This is a genomic window from Iodobacter fluviatilis (assembly GCF_004194535.1).
In the GTDB taxonomy this organism is placed as follows: Bacteria; Pseudomonadota; Gammaproteobacteria; order Burkholderiales; family Chitinibacteraceae; genus Iodobacter; species Iodobacter fluviatilis_A.
In genome coordinates, this window is record NZ_CP025781.1 from 2,484,957 (window position 1) to 2,497,842 (window position 12,886).

Here is a 12,886-nt window from a genome sequence, read left to right on the forward strand (position 1 = left end):
GGTGTGGCTGGGGCGTGGACCTGATCTTGCTGGAGGCCAAAGCCTACGACAGCTGGTCGTAGGCCTTGGCGTGATGAATACCACTGGCGCGTATGATGCCATCGCCAAGCGTGGCAATGATATTAAGGTAGTCATTCCGCCGCGCTCGACGGCAGTACCCAGTGAGCAGGCGGACTCTGTGCCCAGTCAACGAGACCGGCATATCACCGACCTGCAGATACGGGGGCGATTAGGCTGGCAGCAGGTCTCATCGGCTATGGAATACGCGCCTTGGTGGAAACGGCCATGTGTCGATACAAGTCGATCATTGGGGCAAAATTGCGTGCCCGTTCTTTCATAGGACAGTAGATGGAAGCAGCCATCGGTATTGCGGTTTTGACCGCATGCTGGAAGCGGGTCGCCCAAAATCTGCCCGCTGCGACCGTAATGTCGGATAAGAGCTGAGCTCCCTGCTCTTGGTGAGCCCTCCTTTACTTCCATGCATCAACGCAGTGTTAGATATAACCTTATTTAACTCATAACTCATGAAAATAAAGGAAGAAATTTAATATGAAACTGATGACGTATTTATTATCTCGCGCAAAAGAGACATCGACTTGGCGTGGTTTAGTGCTCGTAGCCACGGCATGTGAAATTTATCTGTCCCCGGAGCAGAGTGAAGCCGTGGTTGTAGTGGGATTGGCTTTGGCTGGTTTGATTGGGGCTGTATTTCCTGATGGAAATACAAGTAAAGAGGAAGACAGGCACGATGAAAATTGCTAGCTATGCGAAATAATATTGAGATGCATTGATACATGCCTATCAATAATCAGAAAAGGTCATTGAGAAATGGAAAAAAAAAATCAAGAAAGCTGGCATGTTGAAAAAAGCATTAATTTGGGTAGCCTAGTTAGTCTGGTGGCTGTAGTTGCTGCGTTGTTTACATATATGTCTCGACTAGAGGGACGCATTTCCATACTGGAGGTGAAAATTGATACCAAATCCAGGCAAAACCAGCAACGAGATCAGCAGAGCAAGGATCTTGGAGTGGAGATAAAGGCTGATCTGAAAGAGCTGCGTGCCAAGATTGATACAGCTATGGAGAGGCAGAATAAGAGCCATTAAGGGAAGTGAATAAAAGGACAAACTCAAAGCGATTATGTTAAGGAGCGTCACTAGGCTAGATTGGAATGTTGTATACGACTTTTTCATATAATTCAGTATGTTGACTACGATTTCATTCCTAGCCACTGGAGCGGGGCTATTTAATACTATTTTCTTTTTTTAAATTATAGGGTTGTACTTTTATGCGAACTGGTAAGAATGGTATTGCGCTTATACAGAAATTCGAGGGGCTACGTTTGACCAGCTATCAAGATCCAGTTGGGATATGGACTATAGGCTATGGCCATACTGGCACTGATGTAAAGCCAGGCCTAACCATCAACCACTCGCAAGTTTTTATATTGCTGCAACAGGATCTGGAACGTTTCGAAAGTGGTGTAAGTAAGAGTGTGAAGGTGCCATTAACACAAAATCAATTCGACGCACTAATCAGCTTCAGTTACAACGTTGGATTGGGAAATTTTAATAAATCGACATTGCTAAAGAGACTAAATGAGGCTAATTATTCTGGCGCTGCCGATCAATTCCCGCGTTGGAACAAGGCGGGGGGGGAAATACTGAAAGGATTAGTGAATCGTCGCAATGCAGAGGCTGCACTATTCAGGGAGTCTGAAGCGTGATCACACAAGCGATCCGATACTGGCGTGAGATTGGGCTTATATTAATAATTACTGCGTTATGGTTGTCGTTTGAGCGCTGGCGGAATATGAAGACATCGCTTGAGATGGCCAATCTTCGCGTATTACAAGCGGAACGACAGATTAAGGAATGGCAAGCTGTCCGTCAAATAGAACAGCAGGCCGCTATCAACGACCAGGCTGCCTCAGCCGACTATCAGAAGGGCAAAAAAGATGGAAATAAAGAGTTGGATAATGCCATTACTGGCTTGCGCACTTCTCTCCGCCTGCGCGAGCAGCAGCTTGCCAGCGTCAAACAAAATTTGCCCGCAGCTTCCTCCTCCCCCCTCGGATGTGATGCTACCCCGCGAAGCGACTTTCTTGTTACGTATGGAGAAGATGCTCTCCGACTTGCCGCTGAGGCCGATAACGTTGTTAGGCAGCTAACTGCCTGCCAAGCCATTCTCAAGCAGGATCGCTATATGCCAAAAGCAGCGGGTGCTGATTCAGATTAGCTATTTGTAGTTTTTCGGTAGAATAATGGGGTTTAGGGAGGCGCTGGTGGGTAATCACCTCATTTTTAAGCGCACTTAAAAGTAGAGGTCAGGCAGTAATGTCAGTTTTTATTTCGGGATGATGCCGCCCAATCCCATATGCGGACGTTCGTTATTGTAAGTCCAAAGCCATTTCGTTGCGGTTTCTTGTACTTCAGCGAAGCTTTCAAAATCATCGCAGGCTAACCATTCATAACGTACCGTTCGATTATAACGCTCGATATATGCATTCTGTTATGGATTACCTGGCTGAATGTAAGCTAATTCAATCGATTGTTGCTCTGCCCAATTCTTTAGCAGATGGTTAATATACTCAGGGCCATTATCGGACCTGATTCGTTTGGGCTTGCCACGTCATTTAATGATTTGATTCAGACGGCGTATTCCACGCTCTGCTGGCAAAGAGAAATCAACTTCAATGCCCAATCCTTCACGATTAAAATCATCAAGCACGTTAAATAAGTGAATGCTACAGCCATCAGCTAATTGATCGTACATAAAATCCATCGACCACGTTTCATTTTTTGCCGCTGGCACCGACAACGGCACGCACAAACCGACCGCTTTACTAAAAAAGAAAAGATGCCGAGTGGTCAACATGGCTTTGATCGTGAATGCGCACGTTTGAGCATTGAACACCGTTTAATTCCGCCGCGCAGCCCGCAAACGAATGGCATGGTGGAGCGTTTCAATGGTCGAATCAGTGAAATCGTACAGCAAACCCACTTTGCTTCGGAGCAGGAATTGCGGCTTACACTGGAAAAATATTTGAAGCTCTACAATCACCATATTCCGCAAAAGGCGCTAGGGCATATCACACTGATTACGGCATTAAAGAACTAGCAAAAAACCAGATCTGAGTTATTTACTAAGCGTAGTTTATGACCACTCGATACTTGATAGATAACTAATATTTAAAATAAATTAATTTATATGTTTTGAATATTTTTTTTATAGATTTAATTAATAGACTCATCTTATAGTGTGGGCGCATTCATGATTTTAATGGCATAAGCATTAATTTTTGGAGCTCAATTTTTTATTAATAAAAAGGTGATTCTATGATTATTAGCAATGAATTTTACAATTCTTGGAAAATGCCGCCAAAAGCTGCCACAGAAATATTGCAATCCACGATAAGGAGTAATGGTCGTATGCGTAAATATTTGGAAGGATCAGTAGTGAAAGCCGAAGATATAAAAGGTAAAATAATTAGTGTCGAATCAGGAAATTTAATACTTAAGCTAGATGACGGATTTGTTGTAGCTCATGCAAACAATGGGTTCATAATTGGAAGTTTAGAGCTTTATTCAATTTATAGTATCAGCGTTATGGAGAGTGCAATAATTTATGAGTGCGAGAGCGATGTTATAAATCTTTCTGATGAAAATGAAATATCTAACGCCGCTCATAAATATTTAACTTGGGTAATGAGTTGTTTAAGCGTCAGAATGTATATTCTGGCATCCACAGATGCTTACCTGAAAATTAAATTTACTTTGGAATGGTTGAATTATTCCCCTGCAATATACAAGGAAAGCATTACACTTATAAAATTCATTTGCGATCGCACCAGACTTTCAAAGGCTCACGTGCATATGGTGCTTAAACAATTGAAAGAAGGAGGGTATATTGAAGTAAATAATGGATATTTAATTGAAATTGTAAAGAAAATTCCTGATAAATTTTAGATTATAAACTCTCGTGAATTCAAAAAATAAGTGCAACGCTGGTAGGTTGAGCCTGTAAATCTTTCTGTGTAAATGCCTTTGGAATGACTGGTGGCCGTTCAGCAGGTCACCAAATTCTATAACAAAACGATTCAGCGCCATATGCCAGTTTTGAATCGGCATCGTCCATTTCTTTGGCAATCCCCCCATTTTTAAGCTCACTTAAAAGTAGAGGCTAGGCATGTAATGCCAGTTTTTGTTTCGGGGTGATGCCGCCCAATTCCATATGCGGGCGTTCGTTATTGTATGTCCAAAGCCATTGTGTCGCAGTTTCTTGTACTTCAGCAAGGCTTTCAAAATCATCGCAAGTTAGCCATTCATAACGCACAGTTCGATTATAACGCTCGATATATGCATTTTGCTGCGGGTTACTGGGCTGAATATAGGCCAATTCAATCGATTGTTGCTCTGCCCAATTTTTTAATAGGTGACTAATATATTCAGGGCCATTATCGGATCTGATTCGTTTTGGCTTGCCGCGCCATTCAATGATTTGATTCAAGCTGCGTATTACGCGTTCTGCTGGCAAAGAGAAATCGACTTCAATGCCTAATCCTTCCCGATTAAAATCATCAATCACATTGAATAAGCGAATGCTGCGGCCATCGGCTAATTGATCGTGCATAAAATCCATAGGCCATGTTTCATTTTTTGCCGCTGGCACTGCTAATGGCGCTGGCGTTTAGAGTTCTAAGCGCTTTGTCTTTACATTTCGCAGATGCAAAAAGCAGAGGCCAAAGCCCCAGTTTCGATTGGTTTCAGTGAGCTGAATCAGCGAATCCGCAATTTTTGCGTTTTCTACATCCAACTTACGAATATAGCGATAGCAAGTCGTGCTAATTGCAAAACTGGCGCAAGCCACGCGAATAGAAACGGCCTTGCTTTCAACTGCTCAGTGAGCCATCTCGCGGCGCTGAGATGTTTATGAGGATTTCTGACATGGCTTCCTTGATGATGTTCGCCTGCATTTGGGCTTCGATATACATCTTTTTAAGACGCTTATTCTCATCTTCCAGCTCTTTCATGCGCGTCATCATGGAAACGTCAATGCCGCCAAACTTAGCGCGCCACTTATAGAAATAGGCAGAACTCATGCCGTGCTCGCGGCACAGATCGGGGACGGTCGAGCCGGCTTCGGCCTGCTTTAAAATCGCCATAATATGGCGTTACCAATTGCCTTCGGCTTTTATGTAGAGCTCCTCAAAGACTACGAGAAAATTCTACTTAAAAATGAGCTGGTTTTGTGGGGGGGGGGGATTACCGGCGCATGGATACCACCGACTTGCTATTTTAACTCTTCATCGCAGCATGTTACACGCCGGTGGTATCCATGCACCAACGCCGTAGTGGTGGCATAAATCTGTTTGGGAAAACAGGAAAATCATCCTGATTTGGATTTATGCAATAGAACAGTCAAAAAGTCTTTTTTCAGACTCTCAACTCTGCTGTCTATAAAGTTTGGTTAACATGCAATGTGTCTACCTGCATGAAGTTACAGCAGGTAATTACGAAGCGTATTAATAAACTTTATTGTGATGGTATATCTTTTTTTATTGTAGTCATGCTTTATCGTAATTCCAGCATCAAGTCGTAATTACGCCAAAAGGAAAAGCAGGTACAGAAATTGATGCTTTAAAATGGCTCAATGTATTGTTAGGTAATTTAATAAAAACCACATTATCCAGCACGCATTTAAATATTAAACAATATACGTCCCACTATTTAGCTTAAGTGCAGTACCGATTTAACCGGTGAGCCAATTTATACATGATGGTTCCTCTATTTTTTAAAGCAATCATTTTGAAAAAAACTGCCCGCATGAGTGGAATTATTCTGAAATTGAGCAAGAGGCATAATCAGGCTAAAGGATTGGGCAGAATAATAATCCATTGAATTGGCCTGTATCCAGCCTAGCAATCCACAGCTATATGCATATATTGAGTATTTTAATCGGACTGTGCGTTATGAATGATTAGTTTGTAATGATTTTAAAAGCCTTGCCGAAGTGAAAAAAACTGCAACGCAATGGTTTTGGAGTTTCAATAACGAACGCCCGCACATGGGATTGGGAGGCATCAGGGCGAAACAAAAACGGTAATTACATACCTGACTCTACTTTTTAAGTGAGCTTAAAAAGGGGAAGGGTAATCACTACACCAGCCAATAGATTGTTTACAAAGGAAGTAAATTATGATGCCCCTAAATGAAACTGAAATGCTAGCCTTGTTTCGTCATCACACCGGCGAACTCTGGGTGGGTGATGTTCACATGATGAATAACTTTTTCGACATGGTTCCTTTTGCTCTTGCTGGGAAACGCTACGTTGCCAAATTTCTGTATCCAAAACATTTGAACGGGATCGGCTCTTATACAGACTCATGGTTAAAGACTCGAGATGATGGCGTGTTTCTTCCTCAGCGTGAGCATCGGATATTGAGCCTGCTCTCTGTCGACGTCCAAGGAGAATTGTTGATCATGCCAGCAGTTCAATCCACGCAAGTACTGAAGCTAGCTGAAGTACTTTATCAAGTGGTAGAAACCTATGCCCGACAAAACGGCATGGCTGTGCAATTTTTCTTCGAGACTAAGCCTGATCTTGGCAATTTCATCCGCAACATACTCCCTTCCCAGCCTTGCGCGCAAAACGGCTCACTGCTGCTTACTTTTCACGACGAAGTGCTTGAGCCTTTTTATGGAATGACCGCTTCTTTAAAATTAACTGCATAAGGATATTATCATGGCTAAAACGATAAAGATTTTTGACGTGACTTGCATGCGTGGTGATGTTGCTACGGGCGTAATAAGCGATGAACTCTATGCCAACTCGCGGCACCAATTAAAAGTGAGAGTGTCGATTACATTAAATGCCGCTGAAACACTTTCTGAGACTGAAAAAAACTCAATAAAAATTGTTGAGCAAAGTAGCAGCACGATGCCTGCTCAGTGGGTTTCAAGCAAAACCAATACTGGCTATACGCAGGGCCTACTCACCCCGTCAAATATGACTAATCAAGGTTTGCGTGGGGTGCTTTGTGAACCGGCTTTAGATGGTGAAGAGATCGCGTCGCAAAATAGTAAGACGGTTCCAGAAGTTTTTTATTTTTATCTAAGTTGCGATGATCCCACATTGGATACTAAAAACTTAGTCGCTTTCATACATATTGATGGTGGCTCTGATTTAACGTCTGGCGATCTGTTATACAACAAGGTATTAACTATTAAGCCTAAAAGACCTTATACGATTGACTCAACTCAATTGATTAGTAATCCGGAACAACTAATATATAACAACCCGATGGGTAAAGAGGATGAGTACTCGGTGAGTTTATTTACTTGGACATTGCCTTGGGGCTTGCGGTTTTTCTCCGGTAGTTCTAGTTATGTTATCACTGGAAGCGAATATCCCGCCGGTACAAGAATATGGTCAACGACTCAAAATGAAGACCCAATTATTTGCCATTTACTTCTTGAGGCTGAAAAAATCGATTTCATTGCAGGACAGTTTGCAACTTTACGTGATTTTGATTCCACTCATGTTACGGTCCCCTATCACAACAACACAATTCGTGCGTCAAAAGCTTGGAAAGATGGCTGGTATTACTCGGAGCCGGTTACTTGGTTAGATAATAGTCTGACCATCATCGATATCTATGGATGCAAGCATGCATATGTCCTCTATGACGAGAATTATGGGCATTACATTAGGATTCGTAATATTTAAATAATCTGCCCGCCTCGGTAGATGCTTGGCAAATCATTTCAGTATGAGTTTTTGATATTTTCTGAGCTGTTTTATATGCCTTTCCCGAGGCAAGGAACTCGTTTCCTAAGTGATCCTAGAAATCAAAAAATTGACCGTAATTGCGTCCCCTTCTTCAGGTTCTGAATGAGTTTAGAACCTGATTTTTGCTGGGGGAATTGCAGAAACTCGGCCTTCAAGTTTGTTTTTTCAGATGGAATTGAAATTTCTCTGACCAAATCCAAAATTTCCAATTAAGGAATTAATTATGCACTCTAATGCTTTTAATGGATCCACCTATTTGCAAGGCAGCGTCGATCTTCGCACAGGGCAATATGGCGCACAACAATCTTTAATAACATTGCGCAGCGTGTTTAACGAAGATGCTTCCCGTCAAGTGAGTTTGACATTTTCAATGCTGCAAGAGGTTGATTCTGGTTTTGGTCTGGGATGGCGTTTGACCGGCTTATCTCAATATCGTGACGCTCTGATGGACTCATACCCCACTATTCGGCTCTCTACCGGTGAAACATATAATGTAGAAGAAGCGTCAGATGGAATTGTCTTTAAGGACAAAAAAGGCATCAATGTTTTTGCGAGACGGGAGACAACAGATAAGGTTCTTCTTGTATATAAAAGCGGAGTAATTGAAACATTAACTCGGATAGAAGGGAGTAGTGATGCATTAAAACTGACTCGTATTCAGTATGAAAATGGCGAGTTCTTTGACATTACGTATCAATATTTAGGGCCAATGCATTGCCCCGATAAAATCACTGACTACCAAGGAACTACTCTTGTTCACTTTGAAAGTCTGTATCAAGATGCGATTGATATTATCCATGTGCGCATTAATGCCAATCAATATGTTGACTATGACCTGAGTGATCGGGCAAGTAATAAGCTGAACTCAATTTCTCTGGTATCAGACGATAAATCTTTGCGCCTCACAAGTGCATTTGAATATGACCCTAGATTCTTGGCAATCACGCAATTGACTAATCCCTTGGGTGGGATAGAGCGGATCGTTTATCAGCCTGAAGGTCACTCAGTGGGCGGCTTGTCTCAAAATAGTTATATTCCATACGTTTCGACCTATGAACGGATTCCTAGCGGAAACCAGCCGCCCACAAAACTCTCGTATGAATATTCAGCTGGTTTGAACTTTACAGGTTATCCGTTCAATGGAAACCACCCCAGCAGCACCGAGGATAATTTGTATCTTTACGATGATGCTTATGATTACTCAACCACGGAAATGATGCTTGATCAAGAGGACAATGTTTTACACACTCACTTGGTTAACTATAATCGTTTTCATTTGGTGACCTCTGAGATCAATTCTGAGATTAATGCAGGGGTTGAGCATAAGGTTACCAAAATTACGACTTACAATGAAACGAAAGGTAATTTTTATGATCAGCCAGAAAACCTCCAGCAAGCAAAAAAAATAGAAACACAGTATCAGCTTGGTAGTGGTACTCCACGGATCGAAATACAAACTATTACAACTGATGATTATGGCAACGTTACCCATTCAGTGGATGTCAATGGGATTCAAACGACCGATATTTATTATGCAAAGGGCGGTGAACCGGGAAAATGCCCAGCGGATCCGTTTAACTACTTCGTTCGTTTTATCAAACAATCGACTCAAAGTGCCGCCGCCAATAATGGCTCACCCAAAGTGACAACCTTTGAATATACAGATCAAACTATTAGTACAACCCCCTTTAGCTACTTTGTAAAGCAGTCGAGCTCCAATCTGAATAACGGCAAATTCATCACAGAGTCTGTCTACCGTAATGATCCGAACAGCTGTTTCAATGGCATGCTACATCAAGAAACGGAATCACTGCCAGTTGGCAATGGCCCAGACAGAAAGCAAAACCAAACGGTTTACGATTACATTCTTTCCAATGACACATTGTGTATTACAACAACGCAAATTGGCTTTGATCTTGCCCAACAGTCGGAGGTGGAAACAACTAACCTGTATACAGGCCTGCTGTTGAATGCCACGGATAGCAATGATGTAACGATAGCCTATGAATACGATGTCTTCGGACGCTTAACTTGTATGACGGAAGCGGCTGGCTCACTGTATGAAAGCAAGCAAACGCATCAATACACACTCCCTGCGGGAAGTGCTCTCTACACCATCACTGTTACCAATGAATGGGGCGTTGCAACCCAGACTAAATTAGATGGTTTTGCAAAGGAGTTATTGGTTGAGTCGCAAGACGAAAATGGTCAGTTTGAGAAAGGAAAAGCATATTCAGGCAGTTATAGGGTAATCAAAAAAACAGAATACGATTGCCGCGGACGTTTGCTCGTGTTGAGTGACTTTGATTACACTGGCGGTATTGAGTCGTCAATGCTAAGAAGTGCCTATAGTTATGACGGTTGGGGTGAAATTTCTCAAATCGAACACAATGATGGGGTTATCGAAACGATTGAAAATGACCCTGTCGCCTTGATCAAAACAGAAGGCAAAAAAGATTTAAAAGGCACTACGCTGGCGTATACCCGAACCACTTTTAATGAATTTAAACAGCCAGCCCAGGTTGATATCCTCAAAAAAGACAAACAGACGGTATATAGCACAAAAAAAATGGCCTACGATGGCTTTGGTCGACTCATTCAACAAATCACCCCGACCTTAGCCATATCCAGTATTAATCAGTACGATGATTTTGACCGCCCAGTCTCCTATACCCATTTTGATGGCACGGAACATGCCATTACTTATTTTGATGCGTCAACCGAAAACATGGTTTGCCGTATTGATGCAAAAATTGGGAAAGCCTGGGTGACTCTTGGAGCGCGTACTTTTGACGGAGTTGGGCGGAAACTCAGTCAAACTGTTAGCAACAGTACCGTGCAACATACGTATCAAGATGGCTCAGAGTATCCTTGCTCGATCATTAATGGGCGAGGGAATATCATCACACTGGATTACATCCCTGAACTTGATCATCTTGGCAGCTTAGCTGTTTCCACTGATGACACACCCAGTACCGTCGTTCGTTCTTATGATTTCACGACTAAAAACGACTTAACCCGTCCCGCAGGGATGAAAATAGCAGCCACCCACCCAGAAGGCTCTTACAGTTATGACTACAATCCAACTGGGCGACTGACCAAAATTGGTCACTTTGGAAAGGGAAAGGGAACAACAACAGCAATTGAGCATAAAAGGTTCACTCTTAATGGCGATCGCTTGCAATCCAGTATATGGGGATCCGACCAAGACCAAACCATTGACCGCTTTGGCCGCGTTGAAATATCTCTTGAAAATGGCATCGAGACAAGCACGACCTATGATGCTTTTGGTCGTGTCAGTATCATTTCTGTTAAACAAAACAGTGCGCTGGTTCAAACAACAACCGTTGAGTATGATGAGTTTGAACGAGAAGTAGAGCGCACAATTGCATTTGGCACGCAATCGACAACCATTGAGCAGACCTATGACATTTTAGATCGGCTTAAAACGCGCCGCAGAACGCTTGCCAGTGGTGCGAGCATGATGGAAAGGTATGATTACGATGGCCGTGGCCGTCTGATTAACTATTTAATCGATGACGGCTATGACGCATCCTTATTGCCGCGCGATGGTAAAGGGCATGCCATCACTGGGCAAGACTTTACCTATGATGGGCTTAATAACATCACGACAGTAGTTACAACATACCCGAATACGGACCGTGATGAAGCAACTTATATCTATACAGGCTTGCGTCTAACAACCTTGACACACAGTCTGACCACCGGCATTAATGCCAATCCGGCCAGTATCGCCTTCAGCTACGATAAGGATGGCAACGTTACCAGCATTGCAAGCGCGACGGAGCAAAATACATTTACCTACACGGCTCTGAATCAAATCGCGACGATAAATAATGTGCCGTACGATTATGATGCGTATGGTCGGTTAATTTCTAGCGGCGATACATCGTATAACTATCAGAATGATTTGTTACATCAGACAAAATCTTTATCTGATAATTGCACTATTGTCCGGCATGCTGGCAGCGCGATGGCTGAAGTGACAAAAGCTGGCACCAAATTCCTTGGCAATGATAGCCACGGATCTATTCTACGTGTAAAAGACGGCAGTACGGATACCAATATCAGCTATACGCCATTCGGAGTCGGACAGGCACCATCACGATGCGGATTCAACGGAGAGATCCAGAATCATCAAAGTGGCGGTTATCTTTTGGGAAGCGGCGCGAGATTGTACTTGCCAGAATTTGCCCAGTTCACCAGTCTGGATCCTTTATCGCCATTTTCCACCGGTGGTTTAAATCCCTATCGCTACTGTCTCGGTGATCCAGTCAGTGCGATAGACCCGTCAGGATACTCGCCGCAGGGGGATGTAGCATTATCAGCTTTAGGCATCTTCGTTAGTATTCTCGCCTTTGCGTCCGCTCCTTTCACTGGCGGAACGTCGATTGTCATTGCTACGGCGATGCTATCTGCTGTGTTGGGAGTGGTATCTTCATCGTTGAAACTAGCTGCCGGGCTGACTACAAATGAGCAAAAAGCACAAGAGTTAAAGAAAATTAGCCTTGGCTTTGGCATTGCCTCCGCAGTGGTAGGGATCGGAGGAGCCATTGGTGGCGCTGCCTATTCAGCGGTAAAAAGTGGCTCCAGTATAACGACGTTAAAAACATTTAAATTGACCATAGGAAGGACGAGTAAAAAATCAACCAACGTTCTAGTGCCGACAAGAAAAATGCCTGGAATGTCAGCAACATCTCGTAATATGAATCGTTATGATTCTAGGCAATTTACGCGCATGGCAACTAATCGTAGGGAGCCAAATAACTTTAACTCAACATTTAAGCTAGCGCCGTTATTTAAAAATAAACCGAGTTATACCTATAAAAAAATAGCGGGGCCATTTTTATTGAAAACGGAGAATACAAGAACAAATGTGAAAGGTGTTTCTTCATTTTTTATTACCAAAAACCTCTTGACGCATGCTACTAAAAATACAAGTGCACTCTTGACACTGGCAATTTCCATTATTAGTTTTGTGGATCTAAAGCCACTGCCAGTTGAAGAGGATACCGTTCCACCGCAAAGCGCATTCAATACGCAGGCGGGCGTTTATCAAGATGAATAGGAGAGATA

The 12,886-nt window shown here is 42.8% G+C and carries 8 protein-coding genes and 4 pseudogenes; 10 read left to right on the top strand and 2 right to left on the bottom strand.

From position 1 onward, the window contains the following. Nucleotides 1-549: 549 nt before the first annotated feature. The 4 genes from C1H71_RS11130 to C1H71_RS11145 all read left to right on the top strand — a co-directional run bounded on the left by C1H71_RS11130 (nt 550) and on the right by C1H71_RS11145 (nt 2,236). Nucleotides 550-762, top strand: a complete 213-nt coding sequence (locus tag C1H71_RS11130; RefSeq protein WP_223145853.1) for a hypothetical protein — start codon at nt 550-552, stop codon at nt 760-762. A 66-nt stretch (nt 763-828) separates the two neighbouring features. Next, nucleotides 829-1,104 (top strand): hypothetical protein, encoded by a 276-nt coding sequence (locus C1H71_RS11135; RefSeq protein ID WP_130106608.1) that lies wholly within the window; start codon nt 829-831, stop codon nt 1,102-1,104. A 182-nt stretch (nt 1,105-1,286) separates the two neighbouring features. Next, on the top strand, nt 1,287-1,724 hold the full coding sequence (locus C1H71_RS11140; RefSeq protein WP_130106609.1) for a lysozyme: 438 nt from the start codon (nt 1,287-1,289) through the stop codon (nt 1,722-1,724). 86 nt (nt 1,725-1,810) lie between these two features. After that, the gene (locus tag C1H71_RS11145) at nt 1,811-2,236 is read left to right on the top strand and encodes a hypothetical protein (protein WP_130106610.1); all 426 of its coding nucleotides are present in this window, start codon (nt 1,811-1,813) and stop codon (nt 2,234-2,236) included. A 108-nt stretch (nt 2,237-2,344) separates the two neighbouring features. Here the strand turns inward: C1H71_RS11145 and C1H71_RS21455 are convergent. Continuing rightward, a pseudogene (locus C1H71_RS21455) lies at nt 2,345-2,821 on the bottom strand (transposase); the annotation flags it as partial. Between C1H71_RS21455 and C1H71_RS11160 the strand changes: the two are divergent. Continuing rightward, nucleotides 2,811-3,115 (top strand): annotated as a pseudogene (locus tag C1H71_RS11160) (integrase core domain-containing protein); the annotation flags it as partial. The pseudogenes C1H71_RS21455 and C1H71_RS11160 sit on opposite strands and share 11 nt — an antisense overlap. 221 nt (nt 3,116-3,336) lie before the next feature. Next, nucleotides 3,337-3,966, top strand: coding sequence for a helix-turn-helix domain-containing protein (locus C1H71_RS11165; protein ID WP_130106613.1), 630 nt, complete (start codon nt 3,337-3,339; stop codon nt 3,964-3,966). A 214-nt stretch (nt 3,967-4,180) separates the two neighbouring features. Here C1H71_RS11165 and C1H71_RS11175 read toward each other — a convergent pair. Continuing rightward, nucleotides 4,181-5,162: pseudogene (locus C1H71_RS11175) on the bottom strand (IS3 family transposase). 839 nt (nt 5,163-6,001) lie between these two features. Between C1H71_RS11175 and C1H71_RS21950 the strand changes: the two are divergent. The 4 genes and pseudogenes from C1H71_RS21950 to C1H71_RS11195 form a co-directional block, all read left to right on the top strand. Next, nucleotides 6,002-6,103, top strand: a pseudogene (locus C1H71_RS21950) (hypothetical protein); the annotation flags it as partial. Between the two features lie 92 nt (nt 6,104-6,195). Beyond that, complete coding sequence (locus C1H71_RS11185; RefSeq protein WP_130106616.1) at nt 6,196-6,732, top strand: hypothetical protein; 537 nt, start codon at nt 6,196-6,198, stop codon at nt 6,730-6,732. Between the two features lie 10 nt (nt 6,733-6,742). After that, nucleotides 6,743-7,726, top strand: a complete 984-nt coding sequence (locus C1H71_RS11190; RefSeq protein ID WP_130106617.1) for a hypothetical protein — start codon at nt 6,743-6,745, stop codon at nt 7,724-7,726. 286 nt (nt 7,727-8,012) lie between these two features. After that, nucleotides 8,013-12,878, top strand: a complete 4,866-nt coding sequence (locus C1H71_RS11195) for an RHS repeat domain-containing protein (RefSeq protein WP_130106618.1) — start codon at nt 8,013-8,015, stop codon at nt 12,876-12,878. Nucleotides 12,879-12,886: the final 8 nt, after the last annotated feature.

Excerpts from the sequence above, each read along its gene's own strand:
- C1H71_RS11130 (WP_223145853.1), top strand. The coding sequence starts at position 550 with ATGAAACTGATGACGTATTTATTATCTCGCGCAAAAGAGACATCGACT.
- C1H71_RS11135 (WP_130106608.1), top strand. The coding sequence starts at position 829 with ATGGAAAAAAAAAATCAAGAAAGCTGGCATGTTGAAAAAAGCATTAAT.
- C1H71_RS11195 (WP_130106618.1), top strand. The coding sequence starts at position 8,013 with ATGCACTCTAATGCTTTTAATGGATCCACCTATTTGCAAGGCAGCGTC.
- C1H71_RS11185 (WP_130106616.1), top strand. The coding sequence starts at position 6,196 with ATGATGCCCCTAAATGAAACTGAAATGCTAGCCTTGTTTCGTCATCAC.
- C1H71_RS11145 (WP_130106610.1), top strand. The coding sequence starts at position 1,811 with ATGAAGACATCGCTTGAGATGGCCAATCTTCGCGTATTACAAGCGGAA.
- C1H71_RS11140 (WP_130106609.1), top strand. The coding sequence starts at position 1,287 with ATGCGAACTGGTAAGAATGGTATTGCGCTTATACAGAAATTCGAGGGG.
- C1H71_RS11165 (WP_130106613.1), top strand. The coding sequence starts at position 3,337 with ATGATTATTAGCAATGAATTTTACAATTCTTGGAAAATGCCGCCAAAA.
- C1H71_RS11190 (WP_130106617.1), top strand. The coding sequence starts at position 6,743 with ATGGCTAAAACGATAAAGATTTTTGACGTGACTTGCATGCGTGGTGAT.